This is a genomic window from Kribbella sp. NPDC048837 (assembly GCF_055586945.1).
The window spans coordinates 149,126-165,876 of the sequence record NZ_JBVJHF010000004.1 but is presented as its reverse complement, the minus strand read 5'-3'; the positions used below and the strand labels follow the sequence as shown (position 1 = coordinate 165,876).

The window sequence follows — 16,751 nt, the reverse complement described above, 5'->3', positions numbered from 1 at the left end:
ACGCCGCTAACATAGGGCAACCAGGCCGAGAGGCGCTGCAACGGACCCAGGTCCGCCACGCTCGACCTGGAGCACCGACTGCAAGGGCGCCTCCGGAAGATCTTTCTGGAGGGGACGGCAGATGAGTGAAACCGCGCTGAGGGAGCTGCTCGATCAGCGGATCGCGGTGCTCGACGGTGCGTGGGGCACGATGTTGCAGGGCGCCGAGCTCACGCCCGAGGACTACCTGGGCGATCGCTTCGGCGACCACACCCACGACCTCACCGGCGACCCCGACCTACTGAACCTGACCCGGCCGGACCTCATCCTCGACGTCCACCGGCAGTACCTCGCGGCCGGCGCCGACATCACCACCACCAACACTTTCACAGCGACCAGCATCGGCCAGGCCGACTACGGCATGCAGGCCTACGTGCGGGAGATGAACGTCGCCGGCGCCCGGCTGGCCCGGCAGGCGGCCGACGAGTTCGGCGGCCGGTTCGTGGCCGGTTCGATCGGCCCGCTGAACGTCACGTTGTCGCTGTCCCCGCGGGTCGAGGATCCGTCGTACCGCGCGGTGACGTTCGAGCAGGTCCGGGACGCGTACGCCGAGCAGATCTCCGCGCTGGCCGAGGGCGGCGTCGACCTGCTCCTGATCGAGACGATCTTCGACACCCTGAACGCGAAGGCGGCCGTCGCCGCGGCCCGCGAGGTCGCGCCGCACCTCCCGTTGTGGATCTCCGTCACCATCGTCGACCTCAGCGGACGGACCTTGAGCGGCCAGACGGTCGAGGCGTTCTGGAGCTCGATCGAGCACGCCAAGCCGCTCGTCGTCGGCGTCAACTGCTCGCTGGGCGCGGCCGAGATGCGCCCGCACGTGGCCGACCTGGCCCGGTTCGCCGACACCTACGTCGCCTCGCACCCGAACGCCGGCCTCCCGAACGCCTTCGGCGGGTACGACGAGAAGCCCGAGCAGACCGCGGGCATGCTCCAGGAGTTCGCCGAGTCCGGCCTGGTCAACATCGTCGGCGGCTGCTGCGGTACGACGCCCGCCCACATCAAGCGGATCGCCGAGTCGGTCGAGAAGCTGCCGCCGCGGTCCGTCGTACCGGCCGACGAGACCACCCGGTTCTCCGGGCTGGAGCCGTTCAGGATCGGGCCGGACACCGGGTTCGTGATGATCGGCGAGCGGACCAACGTGACCGGGTCGGCGCGGTTCCGCCGGCTGATCGAGGGTGACGACCACCAGGCCGCGGTGGACGTCGCGCTGGAGCAGGTCCGCGGCGGCGCGAACCTGCTGGACGTGAACATGGACGCCGACCTGCTCGACAGCGAGCAGGCGATGACCACGTTCCTGAACCTGATCGCGACCGAGCCCGAGGTGGCCCGGATCCCGATCATGATCGACAGCTCGAAGTGGTCGGTGCTGGAGACCGGGCTGAAATGCGTGCAGGGCAAGGGCGTGGTCAACTCGATCAGCCTGAAGGAGGGCGAGGAGGAGTTCCTCGAGCGCGCCCGGCGGATCCGCGACTACGGCGCCGGCGCGGTCGTGATGGCCTTCGACGAGCAGGGCCAGGCCGACACGGTCGAGCGCAAGGTGGAGATCTGCGGCCGGGCCTACGACCTGCTCACGCAGAAGGTCGGCTTCCCGCCCGAGGACATCATCTTCGACCCGAACGTGCTGGCCGTCGCCACCGGCATGTCCGAGCACAACGGCTACGCCAAGAACTTCATCGACGCCCTGCCGTTGATCAAGGCGCGCTGTCCGGGCGTCCACCTCAGCGGCGGCATCTCGAACCTGTCGTTCTCGTTCCGCGGCAACGACATCGTCCGCGAGGCGATGCACTCGGCCTTCCTCTTCCACGCGGGCAAGGCCGGCCTGGACATGGGCATCGTGAACGCCGGTCAGCTCGCGGTCTACGAGGACATTCCGGCCGACCTGCTGGAGCTCGTCGAGGACGTCATCTTCGACCGGCGCGACGACGCCACCGACCGCCTGGTGAGCTTCGCCGAGAACGTGAAGGGCAAGGGCAAACAGCGCGAGATCGACCTGTCCTGGCGTGAGGGCACGGTCGAGGAGCGGCTGTCGCACGCGCTCGTGCACGGCATCGTCGACTACATCGAGGCCGACACCGAGGAGGCCCGGCAGCAGTTGCCGCGGCCGCTCGAGGTGATCGAGGGCCCGCTGATGGACGGGATGAAGATCGTCGGCGACCTGTTCGGCGCCGGCAAGATGTTCCTGCCGCAGGTGGTGAAGAGCGCCCGGGTGATGAAGCGTTCGGTCGCCTACCTGGAGCCGTTCATGGAGGCCGAGAAGGAGCAGGCCCGGCTGGAGGGTCGGCCGGAAGCGGTCCGCGGCCAGGGCAAGATCGTGATGGCCACGGTCAAGGGCGACGTCCACGACATCGGCAAGAACATCGTCGGCGTCGTGCTCGGCTGCAACAACTACGAGGTGATCGACCTCGGCGTGATGGTGCCGGCGGCAAGGATCCTCGACACGGCCGTTGCCGAGGGCGCCGACGCGATCGGCCTGTCCGGGCTGATCACGCCGTCGCTGGACGAGATGGTCGCCGTCGCGGCCGAGATGCAGCGGCGCGGGCTCAAGCTCCCGCTGCTGATCGGTGGCGCGACCACGTCCAAGCAACACACCGCGGTCCGGATCGCCCCGGCGTACGACCAGACGACGGTGCACGTGCTGGACGCGTCCCGGGTGGTCGGTGTGGTCTCCGACCTGCTCGACGAGGAGCGCGCCGAAGAGCTTGCCAAGAGCAACAGGGTCGAGCAGGAGCGGCTGCGCGAGCAGCACGCCAACAAGCAGCGCAGCCCGCTGCTGACGATCGCCGCGGCCCGCGCGAACAAGGAACCGGTCGAGTACGGCGAGCTGCCGACGCCGGCGTTCACCGGACTGCGCCGGGTGTCGCCGAGCATCGAGACCCTGCGGGCGATGGTCGACTGGCAGTTCCTCTTCCTGGCCTGGGAGCTGAAGGGCAAGTATCCGGCGATCCTCGACCAGCCGGTCGCGCGGGAGCTGTTCGACGACGCGAACACGTTGCTGGACGAGATCATCGCGAACGGCTCGTTCACCGCCGAGGGCGTGTACGGGTTCTGGCCCGCGCACAGTGAGGGCGACGACATCCTGTTGGAAGGGCTGGACGTGTCCTTCCCGATGCTGCGCCAGCAGACCGAGAAGCCGGCCGGCCGGCACAACCGCTGCCTGGCGGACTACATCGCGCCCGCCGGTGATCACCTCGGTGGTTTCGGCGTCGCGATCCACGGTGCCGAGGCGCTGGCCGCGTCGTACGAGGAACGCAACGACGACTACCGGGCGATCATGGTCAAGGCCCTGGCGGACCGACTGGCGGAGGCCTTCGCGGAGTGGATCCACCTGGAGGCGCGACGGGCGTGGTTCGAGCCGGACGCCGAGCCTGTGCTGGAGGATCTGCACGCGGAGCGGTTCCGCGGGATCCGTCCCGCGCTCGGCTACCCGGCGAGCCCGGATCACACCGAGAAGCAGGACCTCTTCCACCTGCTGGAGGCGGAGAAGCTCGGCCTCGGCCTGACCGAGTCGTTCGCGATGACCCCGGCCGCGGCCGTCAGCGGCCTGATCTTCGCGCACCCGGCGTCGCGCTACTTCAGCGTCGGTCGCATCGGCCGGGATCAGGTCGAGGACTACGCCGTACGGCGTGGCCTGCCGGTCGGGGAGGTCGAGCGCTGGCTGCGGCCGAACCTGGCGTACGACCCGGACTGAAGCTTCTCGATGGTGCCGAGCGGTCCGCGGGCCGCGACGTACCCATCGGGCCGGACCAGCAGGGAGTCGTTGCCATCGGCCACCACTGCCCAGTCCGGTCCGCGGTGGACGCCGCCCGGTGCGCGCGTACCGGCGTGGTCGGTCAGGTTGAGTGAGCTGTCCGGGTAGGCGATCGTCAGGCCGGTGGTGAAGTCGTCGGTCAGGTTGCGCAAGGCAAAGGACGCGTTGTTGTCGGCCGCCGCCTGCAGCACCATCCGGCCGCGGGCGGTGCTGTCCTCGAGGACCTTGCGGGCGACCGGGATCCGCTCCTCCTGGTAGGTGTCGAGCAGGTCGTCGGGCGCGCCGTCGAGGACGGCGGCCAGCTTCCAGCCGAGGTTGTAGCTGTCCTGGATGCCGGTGTTCATGCCTTGGCCGCCACCGGGGGAGTGGACGTGCGCCGCGTCGCCGGCCAGGAAGATCCGGCCGTCGCGGTAGCGCTCGGCCATCCGCACGTTGATCCGGTACAGCGACTGCCAGCCGGGACTGTGGATCCGGACGCCCGGCACGCCCGCGCGCTCGGCGAAGATCCGCCGGAACAGCTCGAGCGACGGTTGCTCCGGCTCCTCGATCGCGGTGTCGATCGAGGACTGGAACTGCCAGAGATTCGTGCTGGGCAAGGGGAAGAGCGACAGGACGCCGTGCTCCGGCGACATCCAGACGTGCTGGCAGTGCCGGTCCAGGCCGTCGATCTGGACATCGCCGAGATGCCAGCGCTGCCGGTCGTACGTCGTCCCTTCGAAAGCGATCCCGCTGAGCCGGCGGACTGTGCTGTGGCCGCCGTCGCAGCCGACGACGTACCGCGCGTGGATCCGTTCGGAGCCGGTCGACACTTCGACGTGGTCGTCGTACTGGGTCAGGCTCGTGGCAGCGGTGCCGAACTCGACCTGACCGCCCAGTTCGGTGAGGCGGTCGCGCAGGGCGCCCTCGATGAACGGCTCGGAGATCCAGATCGGGGCGGGGTGCGGGACGTCGGGCGACGGCGGTACGCCGATGGCGGCCTCGACCGCCTCGGAGGTGACCCGCGCGCCGTCGTAGTGGCGGGTGGGGACGTGGACGGCGCCGAGTTCCCGGATGCGGTCGACGACGCCGAGGTCGTCCATCACCTCGAGGGCGCGCGGCTGGATGGTCTTGGCGCGGGACGCCGTACTGGGCCGGTCGAGCTTCTCGACGATGCGGTGCGGGATGCCGCGACGGGCCAGGTCGCAAGCGAGGGTCAGGCCGGTCGGGCCGGCCCCGATGATGAGGATGTCGGTCATGGTAGTTACCTAACTTAGGTAGGCTTTGGTTGGATGTGAGGAACATATACCTAACTTAGGTAACTATTCAAGCGAGGTCGCGATGGAGAACGTGCTGGCCGAACTGCTGCCGCAGCTGACCCGGCTGAGCAACACGCTGGGCCGGGGCCGTCTGTACGAGCGCGCCCGGGCCGGCGCCGGGGTCACGCTGGAGCGGCCGGCGATGACGATCCTGCTGATCCTCAACGCGGCCGGCGAACCGCTGCGGATCGGCGAGATCGCGAACCGGATGCAGGTCGAGGGACCGCACGTGACCCGGCAGGTCCAGGTGCTCGAGAAGGACGGCCTGGTGGAACGGGTGATCGACCCGGCCGACGCGCGCGCCCGGTTGATCGCGCTGACCACCCGCGGCCAGGACACGGCAAGTCAGTACCTGGGCGTCGTCCTCGGCTGGTTCGCCGAGGCCATGGCCGACTGGCCGGCCGACGACCGCCGCGAACTGACCCGGCTCCTCGCCCGGATGGTCGACGACCTCTCCACGCACCTCGCGTCGCTGGACTGATGTCACACTTCGGCGCCAGGACGACTCTTAGCGGGTGTGATGACCAACGATGAGACCGACGTGTTCCTCGCCCAGCGGGAACTGCTGTTTTCGATCGTCTACAACATGCTCGGCACCGTCGCGGACACCGAGGACGTGCTGCAGGAGACCTGGCTGGCGTGGTCCGGCCGGTCCGGCGTCGAGAATCCGCGCGCCTATCTGGTGCGCGTCGCGGTGAACGCCGCGCTGGCCCGCCGTACGGCGATCAACCGGCGCAAGGAGGAGTACGTCGGGCCGTGGCTGCCCGAGCCCGTGGTCACGCCGGCCGACCCGGTCGAACGGGCGGAGGCGGTGTCGCTGGCGGTGCTCGTCGTACTCGAGACCCTGACGCCGTTGGAGCGGGCGGTCTTCGTGCTGCACGAGGTGTTCGGGTACGCGCACACGGAGATCGCCGAGATCGTGGATCGCACGCCGGCGGCCGTGCGGCAGTTGGCGCATCGGGCCCGCGAGCACGTGCAGGCGCGGCGGCCCCGGTTCACCGCGGATCCGCACGTCCGGCTGGAGGTGACGCAGCGGTTCATCGACGCGGTGGTCGGCGGAGATCTGGATGCGCTGATGGAAGTGCTCGCCCCGGACGTCACGTTGTGGGCCGACGGTGGCGGCAAGGCCCGGGCCGCGGGTCTGCGACCGGTGCTGGGCCGCGACAAGATCGCTCCGCTGATCATCGGCGACGGGCGGCGTCGGCCGGTTGCGTCACTCGGCGTTCAGTACCGGACCATCAACGGCGACCCGTCGGCGCTGCTGCTGTCGGGTGACACGCCGTTCGCTGTGATCGTGCTGGAGGTCGAAGGGGAGCAGGTGACCGGCATCTACGCCGTCACCAACCCGGACAAGCTCGCGCGGCTGGCGGTGGACTGACATGACCTCTGCTGCCGTCGCCGTTGTCGCGGTGACCGTTGCCTTGAACGCCTTCTCCGGAATCGCGGCGCTCCTGCACTGGAAGGCGATTCTGCCCGGCATGGCGAAGGCCGACGTACCCGAGTCGTGGCTGACGTTCCCGATCGGGACGTTGAAGACGGCCGGAGCGGCCGGCCTTCTCGCCGGTCTGATCGCGGGACTGCCGGCGTTGGTGGCCGCCGCCGCGATCGGGTTGGTGTTGTTCTTCGTCTGTGCGCTGTACACGCACGTGCGGGCCGCGGATTTCACTGCGCAGTTCGGTCTCGCGGTGTTCTTCCTGGTCATGGCGTGCGCCTCGCTGGTGCTTACGCTGACTCCATGACTGTGAGCCTGCGCCCTGCCGTGGCCGCTGACGCCGACGCCGTTGCCGCGATCTGGTACGCCGGATGGGGCGACGGGCACCTCGGACATGTGCCGGAGGAGCTGGTCGCGATCCGGACCGAGGAATCCTTCTGGACCCGGGCCGCTGACCGCATCGCCGACACCACGGTGGCGGTCGTCGGCGACGAGGTGGCCGGGTTCGTAATGGTGGTGGGCGACGAGGTCGAGCAGGTGTACGTGTCGCGCGATCACCGTGGATCCGGAGTAGCCGGGACGCTACTCAGTGAAGCCGAGCGGCAGGTGAAAGCCAACGGACACAGCGAAGCCTGGCTCGCGGTGGCCACCGGCAATGCCCGGGCCCGGCGGTTCTACGAGCGCAGTGGCTGGACCGACGGCGGTGCCTTCGACTACCCGGCCACTGTCGGGACCGGAACGTTGCCAGTGCCGTGTCACCGCTACCTGAAGCAGGTCTAGTCGGAGGATTCCCCTGAAGTTGCGGGTGGGCGCGGGTGCATTGGTGCCGAATGGAGTTAGTTTGCCTTGGCAAGCATCAGCTCGTTCTTGGAGAGGTCACCATGGTCATCCGTTCCTGGCGTCGGCCGTCCCGCCGGTTTGTGCTCACCGGCGTTGCCGCTGTCGCGATGGCGTCCGTCGTCGGTGGAGTCGCGTACTCGGCCGGAGCCGCGTCGCCGCAGCCGGCGATCCAGACGTCGACGCCGCGGAGTGAGAAGGACGTCACCAACATCGACGTCCTGCGGCAGCAGTTGCGCAACTACTACGGCGATCCGCTCGGCACCGGTACGTTCGCGGCCGACAGCAACTACGCCAAGGAGGCGCGCTCGGTCGCCGCCGCGGGCACGCGCTGGATCTCCGCGACGCACCACACCAACAAGACCAAGGCGATCCTGCTGGACGTCGACGACACCTCGCTGGCGACCTGGAACTACGAGATCTTCAGCAACTGGGCGTTCAACCCGGCCACCAACGCCGACTACGTGCTGAACCAGCGGTTCCCGGCCGTCCCGGGGATGGTCGACCTGGTGAAGACCGCCGAGCGGGAGGGCTACGCGATCTTCTTCCTGACCGGCCGCGGTGCCGCGCAGGAGGCGGCGACGCTGGGCAACCTGACCTCGGACGGCGTCGGCGTCGACGCGGGCTACCCGAAGCCGACCACGCTGCGCAACGGTGAGGACGGCCTGTTCACCAAGCCGGCCGTCGCCGACTACCCGGACTACCTGAAGCAGGCCTGCGCCGCCGACCCGAACGGCTCGTGTACGACGATCCACTACAAGTCGGCCACCCGGGCGCACATCGAGTCCCTCGGCTACGACATCGTGGCCAACTTCGGCGACCAGTTCTCCGATCTCAAGGGCGGCTTCGCCGACCGCACCTTCAAGCTCCCGAACCCGAACTACTACCTGCCCTGATCGCGCCGCCGGCCGGCTGGGTCACCACACGGTGATCCGGCCGGCCGGCTCGCGTCTGCCACCCTGGCGACGATCGACCTCACGCCCTGACGCGGGGAGGACGCCGTACAACAGGGTCTGGAGGGCTTCGCGGAGGTCGGTCTCGAAGTCGAGGCGGAGGTCGGCGATCGCGGGGTCGGACTCGTAGGCGGCGACGATCGACGGGGTCGGGTGGGCGTGGGTCCAGATCGCGCCGGCCAGGATGCTGGCGGACTTGATGAAGCGGGTCGCCGCGTCCACCCCGATCTCCGGCAGGACCCGGGTGATGACCGCCAGCATCCGGCGGTAGACGGTCAGGGACACCTGCTTGAAGGCGAGCGCGGCGTCGACCGAGATGTTCCGCTCGAGCACGGACGCCTGGGCGCTGATCAGGTCGCAGAACACCGGCCGGGCCGCCAGGGTCCGGACGATCGTCTCCACGAGCAGCTCGCCGCGTCGCCCGGTCGCGCGGGTCCGCGGGACATCGGCCAGCTCGGTCTCGAGGTCGTCGACCCAGGCCGAGAGTTCGTCACTGAGCAGCTCGAGCAGGACTGCCTCGCGGGAGTCGAAGTAGTTCAGGACGTTCGACTTGGCCAGGCCGACGCGGCGGCTCAGCTCGTTCAGGCTGAGGTCCGCGACCGGCATCTCGGTCAGCATCGCCGCCGCCGTCGTGAGGATCGCGGTCCGCCGTGCCGCTCGCTGCTCCGCGCTCCGCGCGCGCTGGAATGTCGCCACCCTCACATCCTACAGACCGACGGTCTGTTGTTATCGGACCAGCGGTCTGATAGCGTCGAACTCGTAACAGACCATCAGTCTTTTATGAGGAGCAAACCATGTACGACGTCGCCGACCAGAGCGGCAAGCTCGTCGTCGTCACCGGCGCCAACAGCGGCACCGGCAAGGAGGCCACCCGGCGCCTGGCCGCCGCGGGCGCGCGAGTGGTGATGGCGGTCCGGACGCCGGCCAAGGGCGAAGCCGCGAAGGCCGAGATCCTGGCCGGGAACCCCGCCGCCCGGCTCGAGGTCCGCCGGATCGACCTCGCCGACCTGGCGTCGGTCCAGGAGTTCGCCGACGGCCTGGCCGCGGACGAGCCGCAGCTCGACCTGCTGGTGAACAACGCCGGCGTGATGCACCCGCCGACCCGGATCGCCACCAAGGACGGTTTCGAGCTGCAGTTCGGTTCGAACTTCCTCGGCCCGTTCGCCCTCACCGTCCGCCTGCTGCCGCTCGTCCTCGCCGCGCCCGCGCCGCGGATCGCCACGATGGCCAGCGGTGCCGCGAACTTCGGCCGGATCCACTTCGACGACCTGCAGTGGGAACGCCGCTACCGCCGGATGGCGGCGTACTCGCAGTCGAAGCTCGCCGACCTGATGATGAGCAACCACCTGGCCAGGCTGTCCGCCGAGCGCGGTTGGGGCCTGCTGAGCGTCGCCGCACACTCCGGCTTCACCCGCACCAACCTCCAGACCGCAGGCGCCTCGCTCGGGCGGGAGCGGCCGTCGCGTCTCGCCTTGCTGGGCGAGCGTTTCAACCCGCTGCCGTCCCAGGGTGTGGAGGTCGGCACCGAGCCCCTCCTGTTCGCCGCGACCAGCCCGGACGCGCAGCCCGGCGCGTACTACGGCCCGTCCGGCCGCCTCGGGCCTGGTCGGTCCCACCACGCTCGTCAAGGCTCCCAAGAACGCTCTGGACCCGGAGTCGAGCGCGCGGCTGTGGCAGGTCGCCGAAGGGCTGACGGGTGTTTCTCTCCCGTCATCCGGTCCTATCCTGCGCAAATGAACGAGTGGTCGAGCGGGGAGATCTACGAGTCGTACGTCGGCCGCTGGAGCCGGCTGGTCGCGAAGGAGTTCGTCGCCTGGCTGGACCGGCCGGCGGGTTTGCGGTGGCTGGATGTCGGCTGCGGTACGGGCGCTCTGACCGGCACGATCCTGCGGACGGCGGATCCTGCCTCGGTGCTCGGCGTCGACCCGTCGGCCGGTTTCGTCGAGTACGCGCGACAGTCCGTCCGCGACGAACGCGTGAGCTTCGAGGTCCGCTCGGCCGACGAGCTCCCCGACGGCCCGTACGACGTGGTCGTCGCCGGGCTGGTGCTCAACTTCATCCCCGAGCGGGTCGAGGCGCTGCGCCGGATGCGCGAGATCGGCTCGACGGTCGCTGCCTACGTGTGGGACTACGCGGACGGCATGCAGCTCATGCGGTACTTCTTCGACGCGATGGGCGAGCTGCGTCCACAGGATCGCCATCACGACGAGGCAGTTCGGTTCCCGTTCTGTACGGCGGAGGGGCTGGCGGAGCTGTTCCGCGAGGCCGGGTTCAGCGCGGTCGGTACGCGCGAGATCGTCGTACCGACGGTGTTCTCGTCGTTCGACGACTACTGGAAGCCGTTCCTGGGCGGGCAGGGGCCGGCGCCGGCGTACCTGCGGTCGCTGGACGAGCCGGACCAGGATCTGCTGCGGGAGGCCGTGCGGTCGCGGTTGCCGATCGAGGCGGACGGTTCGATCCCGCTGACCGCGCGGGCTTGGGCAGTGATCAGCTGAGCTCGTGGCTGATGGGCTCGTCGCGGCTGAGCTAGTCGCTGGTGAGCTCGTCGACACCGAGGTAGTCGCTGCGGAGCAGGCCGAAGAGCAGGTCGTCGGTCCACTCGCCTTTGAACCAGGTGTGGGACCGCCGCAGTCCTTCGCGCTGGAAGCCGACCCGCTCGAGCAACCGGGCCGAGGCCGTGTTGCGGGCATCGCACTCGGCCGAGACCTTGTGCAGCTCGCGCTCCACGAAGAGGTGCTCGAGCAACCCGCGAACCGCCTCGCTCGCATAGCCATGACCTTGGTATGCCGAAGCCAAGGTGTACCCGAGCTCGGCCTGCTTGAGGTTCTCGTCCAGGTTGAGGCCGAGATCCCCGATCAGTACGCCGTCCAGGTCGACGGCGTACTGGAACCATCCGGGCGCGGCCGGATCGCCGCCGGCGAACTCCTCGACCTTGCGGGTCGCGTCGGCCAGTGGCACCGGGACGTCCCACGACTGGAAGCGGGCGACGTCGGGATCCGACCGGTACGCCGCGAACGCCTCGGCGTCGCCGGCGGTGAAGCGGCGCAGGGTCAGCCGCTCGGTGCGCACGAACATCGAGCCATCATGTCAAAACAACGGCCGCGGCTCCGTCGTACCCATGAGAGGAGTGCGCCGATGAAATTCTTGCTGATCCTGCAGGGCGACCCGGATCCGTGCCTGCGCCGCGACGACTTCGAACGAGCCGCCTACGAGGCCGGCGAACTGGTCGGCGGTGAGGTGCTCGCGCATCCACAACTGGCCGTCCACGTGCCCGATCGGGCAGATCCCGCGACGATGGACGCCTACTACCTGATCGATGTCGAGACCTACGATCGAGCCGTCGAGCTGGCCCGTCTCCTTCCCGACGCCCGCACCGCGGGCCGCAGTGTCGAGATCCGTGCCGTGATGCACAGCACCGCGGCGGACTTCTAGCGCGCCACCCTGAACCAGAGATTGGTCGCCGAGGGGTTCTCGGTGCAGCCGATCCGGTCGAGGCGGACGGTTCGGCCGCCGGGGTGGTCGAACAGGCGGGTGCCGTCGCCGAGCATGACCGGGACGTAGATCAGCAGTACCTCGTCGAGGGCACCCGCTTCGATGCACTGCTTGGCGATGTTGGCGCCGATCACGTTGACGTACTGGTCGCCGGCCGCCTCCTTGGCGAGGGCGAGTGCCTTCGGGAACTGGTCGACGTACGTGATGCCGGGTTCGGGTGTGGTCGGCGGGCGGTGGGTGACGACGAACATCGGCCCGCTCCACCCACCGCCGAACGCCTGCCCTTCGCCGGTCTCACCCTTGTGCGGATCGTCGCCGTCGTGGGAACGCCGGCCGATCAGCAACGAACCGATCCGGGGGACCAGCTCGTCGACCTCGGGATTAGGCCCGAGGTACGGACGCATCCACTGCATGTCGCCGTCCGGTCCGGTGATGAAACCGTCGACCGACATCGTCACCGAGTACAGAACTTTCGCCATCGAGTCCTCCAGGGCTCGCTCGTCGTCAGGTGTTGAGACGAGCGAGCCCCAGAAAACTCATCGCGAGGCCGGACCGACGTCCGCCGGGGTGAGGGGACGGTTGTGCGGAGTGGCGGCGCTGTACTCGTCGGCGCCGACGTCCGCCCGGCCCGTCCGGGGGTGGTCGTCCAGATCGCGCGTGACGGTCGGATACGTCTTGCTGGCGGCGTTGATCGCGGGGCTGGCCGCGCTGAGCCGGCGGATCCCGTCGGAGCCCGTAGCGAGCTTCGGATCCTTGCGACTGAAGCCGGAAGCCGGGATGTTCCCGTCGCCCGCTGCGCCCCAGCACAGGTTGCCGGACCAGCTGATGCCCTCCTGGAACGGCATCGACACCAGCTGCCGGCCGGAATCGCCGACAAGAAGATTGTCGGCAATCGTGCACCCCAACGGCGGCAGCGTGCGCTGCGACTCACCGCTGATCGCCGTACCGCAGGACAGTACGGTGTTGAGCGCGATCGTCACCCGGTCCGGCGCGTCGTTGCCGCGGCGGCTCTCCGCGGAGTCCTCCGGCTTGTGGTCGCGGACGCTGCCGCTGCCCAGCACGATGCCGGCGCCGCCGACCTGCTCGACGTAGTTGTTCACCACCAGGTGATCGTTGCCGTAGATCCGGATTCCGTTGCTACCGGCAATGATGAAGTTGCCGTCGACCCCGGTCTTGTTGCCGTGCCGCAGCACGATCCCGCCGAGGCTGTCCCGGATCGTGTTGTGCCGGATCGTGTTCGCGGACGACTTGACCGAGATCGCCTCCGGATCGCCGTCGCACCGCTCGAACAGGTTCTCTTCGACCACCGCGCCGGCGTCGCTCAGTGACCGCCCGCTCAGCCCGAGCCGGATCGGCTCGCCGCCGTTGTCCCCGGCGAAGGTGTGGTCGGAGAAGTAGTTGCGGACGATGTGCACGCCGCGGGCCATCCCGTCTGACCCTGGTCCCTCGACGCCGAGGAAGACGCCGAGCGTCGACTTCCCGTGGAAGTGGTTGCGTTCCACGGTGGTCGCGTCGCCGCGGACCATCAGCCAGTGCATCCCTTCGAGGTCGGCGAGCTGGAAGTCGTTCCGGCTGATCCGGACGTGGTGGCAGCTCGTCGGGACCTCGAGCGTCGTCTGCTGCCGCAGCTTGAACCCACTCACGACCAGGTACGACGAGTCCGCGAACACGAACCCGCGATTCCCGGTCAGCGTCACCCCGCCGCGCGTCTCGGCGCGGACGGTGATCGGGGCGTCCGCCGTACCGCGTCGGCCGGTGACGGCGATGGTCTGGTCGCCGGGGACGTCGTACGTGCCGTTGGCCAGCACGATCTCGGCGCCGGGCCTGGCCGCGGCGATCGCCCTGCGGAGCTCGTCGAGGGTGCGCACCTGGACGGCGCGGGCGCGGGTCGCGGTGGAACTGCCAGATCTGGCGAGGGCGGTGGCGGGCGTGGCGGCGAGGCCGGCGCCGAGGGTGGTGATCAGGAAGGTCCGGCGATGCATGGTTCCTCCGGGAGGTTCGGGGCGGTGGTCCGGATCGTGGTGCGGCTCCGGATGTGGCGCTCAGTCTGTGGCCGGCCCACGACTCTGGCAAGCGCTTGCCGACGAACTGCCCCGGATCTCCCGTGGGGTGGGACAGGCCGGGCCGGGGTTCCGCGACACAGCCCTGGTGTGACCATGGCACGGGCTGCCGGTAACCTTCCGGGCAATCGGCTTTTTCGGATTTCGGGAGACGAGGTGGATCGGGGCGATGCCTGACCGGGACCAGGTGATCGACCTCGACCTGCCGTCGGACGCCCGGCTGTACGACCTCTTTCTCGGCGGCAAGAACAACTTCGAGGTCGAGCGCCGGCTGTTCCAGGGGCTCGTCAAGATCGCGCCCGAGGCACCGGAGCTGGCCGGGGAGAACCGGCGCTGGCTGACCGAGGTGATCGGCCGAATGAGCGCCGACGGGATCAGCCAGTTCCTCGACCTCGGCGCCGGCCTGCCGACCCGGCAGAACACCCATGAGATCGCCGCCCGGACGAACCGGCGCGCCACCGTCGTGTACGTCGACAACGACAGGACCGCGATCTCGCACGGCCAGGCGCTGCTCGCCGACGACCGCACCAGCTTCGTCGCCGAGGCCGACCTGACCGACCCGGCGACCGTCCTCGCGGACCCGGCCGTCACCGCTGCGCTCGATCTGAGCCGGCCGGTCGGGATCATTCTCGGCCTGGTGCTGCACACGATCCCGGACACGGACCTGATCCATCGGGTCATCGCGGAGTACCTGGCCGCCGTACCGTCCGGGTCGTACCTGGCGATCTCCCATCCGCTCAACCCGCGCGACGGCAGCCGGCTGGCGGACTTCGCGACCGCGCTGGAGGAGAAGGTGCAAGAAGCCTTCCCGCAAGTACGGTTCCGGACCCGGGACGGGGTGGCCTCGTTCTTCACCGGTCTCGACCTGGTCGAGCCCGGGCTCGTCGACCTGACCCGCTGGTGGCGGAAGTCCGACCAGAAGCTCAGCCCGACGGGCGCGGCCCAGCTCCTGCTGGTCGGCCTCGCCCGCAAGCCCTGAAATCAGTGGTGTGGCGGACCCGTCCCGCCCGATGATGGGTCGCATGACCGCCAAGGCCGCTGCCGCTCACTGATCACGCGTTTCCTCGCCTGATCCAGCCCGTCGCGACGACGGGCCCCGCAGCGTGCAGTCCCTCAGCCTTGGAGTCCTATCCTGATGACCATCTTGTCGTCATGGGTCGAGATCGCGTGTGACGAGTCCGGATTCTCCGGGAGCAACCTCCTGGATCCCGCCTCGCCCGTGATCACCCATGCCAGCGTCGATCTCGCCGTCCCCGCGGCCGCCGAAGTGGTCGCCGTCCTGCGATCCCGCTTCCGCAGCCGCGCCGAGTACAAGTCCAACCAGCTGCTGCGACCCGCGCAGCGGTCCGCGCTCGAGTGGTTCCTCACCACCCTGCGCGGGCATGCGCACGTCCACGTCATCGACAAGACCGGGTACGTCGCCGCCCGCGTCCTCGAGTTGTTCACCGGCGAACCGTCGTACGGCGATGGCACCAGCCTGGGCCGGGATCAGTCCGAGGCCGAGCTCGGGCTGCGGCGCCGGACCGGCTTCCTGGAGGCGTTCGTCGAGCTGACCCGGACGAAGCGAGTGCGGCTGATCGACCATGCCGCGATCGACCGGTTCTTCGCGACCATGCCGGCGGATGTGCCCGAGCTGCGTGCGGTGACGCGGGCTCAGGTGGAGGACGTCGTACTGCGGCTGATCGACGACGATCCGGCGATCCCGCCGCCGCTCGAGCCGCTGGTGCCCGCGCTCGCGGAGACTGTGCTGTTCTGGAGTGCCGGCCAGCGATCGGTGGCTGTGGTGCACGACGAGCAGAGTGCCCTGACTCGCGGGCGCACGGGCCGGTTGGCGACGTACCTCGCCGAGGCCGTGGCTCCGGCGCCGCCGCCACTGCTCTCGGTCACGCAGGTCGACTCGAAGGACGATCCGCGAGTACAGGTGGCGGACCTCCTGGCCGGAATCGCCCGCCGTCGATCTCCGGAGCTCGACGGGTTGCTGGAGCCGTACCTTCAGACCTGTGCGGACAGGAAGTCCTCCCAGGTGTGAGTGCCGACATCGGCGCCCGACAGGGTGAGGTTGCCGCCGGCGCGGTAGACCTTGCCGGCCTTGCCTGGGACGTGGATCGGCAGGGAGAGGCGGTGCTTGCCCGTGGCCCGCAGGTAGTCACGGGCGAGCTCGCCCAGGCTGTACACCTTCGGACCAACAAGGTCGGGGACGAGTCCGGCCGGCTCGCCGAGAGCCAGCTCGGTCAGTCGCGCGGCGACGTCCCTCGCATCCACCGGCTGGAAGCGCACGCCACCGGGAACGGGCAGCACCGGCAGCTTCGCCATCGCCCGCACGGCCTTCAACACGAAGTCGTGGAACTGCGCCGCCCGCAGCACCGTCCAGGGCACCGACGACTCCCGCACTGCCAGCTCCGCACCCAGCTTCGACTTGAAGTACGTCAACGGGAGCTGATCCACCGCCGTCACCGAGATGTGTACGAGGTGCCGCACCCCGGCCCGCTCCGCCGCCCGCACCAGATTCCGCGTCCCGACGTCGTCCCCCTTCGGCCCACCCGCCAGATGGAGTACGACCTCCATCCCGTCGAGCGCGTCGTCGATCCCCTCGCCCTCCAGCAGATCCGCCGCCACGGACTCGACCCCGTCACCATCGTCCCGCGCGTGCCGGCTCAGCACGCGCACCTTCCACCCCGCCGCCTGGATCAGCGGCACCACCTGCCGGCCCAGCGTGCCGGTCCCACCCGTCACCAAGATCGTGCTCATGATGTTGTCTCCACTCGTCGCTCGGGTTCTGACACGCTGACGAATCCCGGCCGGGTGAGTGTGACCGGATGTGAGCCGTGATACATCCAGGAGAAATGTCGAGCGTCCGGCCGGGTCTCCGACGTCACGGGTGCCGGGCGCAGTACG

At 69.3% G+C, this 16,751-nt stretch carries 16 protein-coding genes and 1 riboswitch; of the genes, 10 read left to right on the top strand and 6 right to left on the bottom strand.

The window, feature by feature from the left end; genetic code table 11:
- Positions 1-21: 21 nt before the first annotated feature.
- A riboswitch (S-adenosyl-L-homocysteine riboswitch) is annotated at positions 22-99 on the top strand.
- A gap of 22 nt (positions 100-121) precedes the next feature.
- On the top strand, positions 122-3,727 hold the full coding sequence (gene metH / locus ACZ6O0_RS20885; RefSeq protein ID WP_465766603.1) for a methionine synthase: 3,606 nt from the start codon (positions 122-124) through the stop codon (positions 3,725-3,727).
- On the opposite strand, the gene ACZ6O0_RS20880 is transcribed toward metH, so the two are convergent.
- Complete coding sequence (locus ACZ6O0_RS20880; RefSeq protein ID WP_465766602.1) at positions 3,649-5,022, bottom strand: FAD-dependent monooxygenase; 1,374 nt, start codon at positions 5,020-5,022, stop codon at positions 3,649-3,651. The two genes, metH and ACZ6O0_RS20880, sit on opposite strands and share 79 nt — an antisense overlap.
- An 82-nt stretch (positions 5,023-5,104) precedes the next feature.
- On the opposite strand from ACZ6O0_RS20880, the gene ACZ6O0_RS20875 reads away from it, so the two are divergent.
- From ACZ6O0_RS20875 to ACZ6O0_RS20855, 5 genes are all read left to right on the top strand, one after another.
- Positions 5,105-5,563, top strand: coding sequence for a MarR family winged helix-turn-helix transcriptional regulator (locus ACZ6O0_RS20875; RefSeq protein ID WP_465766601.1), 459 nt, complete (start codon positions 5,105-5,107; stop codon positions 5,561-5,563).
- Between the two features lie 39 nt (positions 5,564-5,602).
- Positions 5,603-6,460, top strand: a complete 858-nt coding sequence (gene sigJ, locus ACZ6O0_RS20870) for an RNA polymerase sigma factor SigJ (protein ID WP_465766600.1) — start codon at positions 5,603-5,605, stop codon at positions 6,458-6,460.
- Position 6,461: 1 nt separating this feature from the next.
- Positions 6,462-6,821 carry a DoxX family protein gene (locus tag ACZ6O0_RS20865; RefSeq protein ID WP_465766599.1) on the top strand — a complete coding sequence of 120 codons (360 nt, stop codon included), beginning with the start codon at positions 6,462-6,464 and terminating at the stop codon, positions 6,819-6,821.
- Entirely contained in the window at positions 6,818-7,294 is a 477-nt protein-coding gene (locus ACZ6O0_RS20860; protein WP_465766598.1) for a GNAT family N-acetyltransferase, read from the top strand. The genes ACZ6O0_RS20865 and ACZ6O0_RS20860 overlap by 4 nt, the downstream gene beginning before the upstream one ends.
- Before the next feature lie 101 nt (positions 7,295-7,395).
- The gene (locus tag ACZ6O0_RS20855; RefSeq protein WP_465766597.1) at positions 7,396-8,247 is read left to right on the top strand and encodes an HAD family acid phosphatase; all 852 of its coding nucleotides are present in this window, start codon (positions 7,396-7,398) and stop codon (positions 8,245-8,247) included.
- A gap of 21 nt (positions 8,248-8,268) precedes the next feature.
- Here the strand turns inward: ACZ6O0_RS20855 and ACZ6O0_RS20850 are convergent, their stop codons facing one another.
- A complete protein-coding gene (locus tag ACZ6O0_RS20850; RefSeq protein ID WP_465766596.1) occupies positions 8,269-9,000 on the bottom strand; it encodes a TetR/AcrR family transcriptional regulator in 732 nt (243 codons plus the stop codon).
- A gap of 98 nt (positions 9,001-9,098) precedes the next feature.
- Between ACZ6O0_RS20850 and ACZ6O0_RS20845 the strand changes: the two genes are divergently transcribed.
- Positions 9,099-10,799, top strand: a complete 1,701-nt coding sequence (locus tag ACZ6O0_RS20845; protein WP_465766595.1) for an SDR family oxidoreductase — start codon at positions 9,099-9,101, stop codon at positions 10,797-10,799.
- A gap of 31 nt (positions 10,800-10,830) precedes the next feature.
- Here ACZ6O0_RS20845 and ACZ6O0_RS20840 read toward each other — a convergent pair whose 3' ends face one another.
- Positions 10,831-11,379: a GNAT family N-acetyltransferase gene (locus ACZ6O0_RS20840; protein ID WP_465766594.1), complete on the bottom strand. Its 549-nt coding sequence runs from the start codon at positions 11,377-11,379 to the stop codon at positions 10,831-10,833.
- 60 nt (positions 11,380-11,439) lie between these two features.
- Between ACZ6O0_RS20840 and ACZ6O0_RS20835 the strand changes: the two genes are divergently transcribed.
- Positions 11,440-11,736 carry a YciI family protein gene (locus ACZ6O0_RS20835; RefSeq protein ID WP_465766593.1) on the top strand — a complete coding sequence of 99 codons (297 nt, stop codon included), beginning with the start codon at positions 11,440-11,442 and terminating at the stop codon, positions 11,734-11,736.
- Here ACZ6O0_RS20835 and ACZ6O0_RS20830 read toward each other — a convergent pair.
- Entirely contained in the window at positions 11,733-12,275 is a 543-nt protein-coding gene (locus ACZ6O0_RS20830) for a dihydrofolate reductase family protein (protein WP_465766592.1), read from the bottom strand. The genes ACZ6O0_RS20835 and ACZ6O0_RS20830 overlap by 4 nt on opposite strands.
- A 57-nt stretch (positions 12,276-12,332) precedes the next feature.
- On the bottom strand, positions 12,333-13,778 hold the full coding sequence (locus ACZ6O0_RS20825) for a polysaccharide lyase 6 family protein (RefSeq protein WP_465766591.1): 1,446 nt from the start codon (positions 13,776-13,778) through the stop codon (positions 12,333-12,335).
- 247 nt (positions 13,779-14,025) lie between these two features.
- On the opposite strand from ACZ6O0_RS20825, the gene ACZ6O0_RS20820 reads away from it, so the two are divergent.
- Positions 14,026-14,835 (top strand): SAM-dependent methyltransferase, encoded by an 810-nt coding sequence (locus ACZ6O0_RS20820; RefSeq protein WP_465766590.1) that lies wholly within the window; start codon positions 14,026-14,028, stop codon positions 14,833-14,835.
- Positions 14,836-14,991: 156 nt separating this feature from the next.
- Positions 14,992-15,885 (top strand): DUF3800 domain-containing protein, encoded by an 894-nt coding sequence (locus tag ACZ6O0_RS20815; RefSeq protein ID WP_465766589.1) that lies wholly within the window; start codon positions 14,992-14,994, stop codon positions 15,883-15,885.
- On the opposite strand, the gene ACZ6O0_RS20810 is transcribed toward ACZ6O0_RS20815, so the two are convergent.
- Positions 15,849-16,604 carry an SDR family oxidoreductase gene (locus ACZ6O0_RS20810; RefSeq protein ID WP_465766588.1) on the bottom strand — a complete coding sequence of 252 codons (756 nt, stop codon included), beginning with the start codon at positions 16,602-16,604 and terminating at the stop codon, positions 15,849-15,851. The two genes, ACZ6O0_RS20815 and ACZ6O0_RS20810, sit on opposite strands and share 37 nt — an antisense overlap.
- Positions 16,605-16,751: the final 147 nt, after the last annotated feature.

Bases quoted from the DNA above. Each gene is read 5' to 3' on its own strand.
- ACZ6O0_RS20835 (WP_465766593.1), top strand. From the start codon at position 11,440: ATGAAATTCTTGCTGATCCTGCAGGGCGACCCGGATCCGTGCCTGCGC.
- ACZ6O0_RS20860 (WP_465766598.1), top strand. From the start codon at position 6,818: ATGACTGTGAGCCTGCGCCCTGCCGTGGCCGCTGACGCCGACGCCGTT.
- ACZ6O0_RS20880 (WP_465766602.1), bottom strand. From the start codon at position 5,022: ATGACCGACATCCTCATCATCGGGGCCGGCCCGACCGGCCTGACCCTC.
- ACZ6O0_RS20825 (WP_465766591.1), bottom strand. From the start codon at position 13,778: ATGCATCGCCGGACCTTCCTGATCACCACCCTCGGCGCCGGCCTCGCC.
- ACZ6O0_RS20815 (WP_465766589.1), top strand. From the start codon at position 14,992: ATGACCATCTTGTCGTCATGGGTCGAGATCGCGTGTGACGAGTCCGGA.
- metH (WP_465766603.1), top strand. From the start codon at position 122: ATGAGTGAAACCGCGCTGAGGGAGCTGCTCGATCAGCGGATCGCGGTG.
- ACZ6O0_RS20810 (WP_465766588.1), bottom strand. From the start codon at position 16,604: ATGAGCACGATCTTGGTGACGGGTGGGACCGGCACGCTGGGCCGGCAG.
- ACZ6O0_RS20865 (WP_465766599.1), top strand. From the start codon at position 6,462: ATGACCTCTGCTGCCGTCGCCGTTGTCGCGGTGACCGTTGCCTTGAAC.
- ACZ6O0_RS20875 (WP_465766601.1), top strand. From the start codon at position 5,105: ATGGAGAACGTGCTGGCCGAACTGCTGCCGCAGCTGACCCGGCTGAGC.
- ACZ6O0_RS20840 (WP_465766594.1), bottom strand. From the start codon at position 11,379: ATGTTCGTGCGCACCGAGCGGCTGACCCTGCGCCGCTTCACCGCCGGC.
- ACZ6O0_RS20855 (WP_465766597.1), top strand. From the start codon at position 7,396: ATGGTCATCCGTTCCTGGCGTCGGCCGTCCCGCCGGTTTGTGCTCACC.
- ACZ6O0_RS20820 (WP_465766590.1), top strand. From the start codon at position 14,026: ATGCCTGACCGGGACCAGGTGATCGACCTCGACCTGCCGTCGGACGCC.
- ACZ6O0_RS20830 (WP_465766592.1), bottom strand. From the start codon at position 12,275: ATGGCGAAAGTTCTGTACTCGGTGACGATGTCGGTCGACGGTTTCATC.
- ACZ6O0_RS20845 (WP_465766595.1), top strand. From the start codon at position 9,099: ATGTACGACGTCGCCGACCAGAGCGGCAAGCTCGTCGTCGTCACCGGC.
- sigJ (WP_465766600.1), top strand. From the start codon at position 5,603: ATGACCAACGATGAGACCGACGTGTTCCTCGCCCAGCGGGAACTGCTG.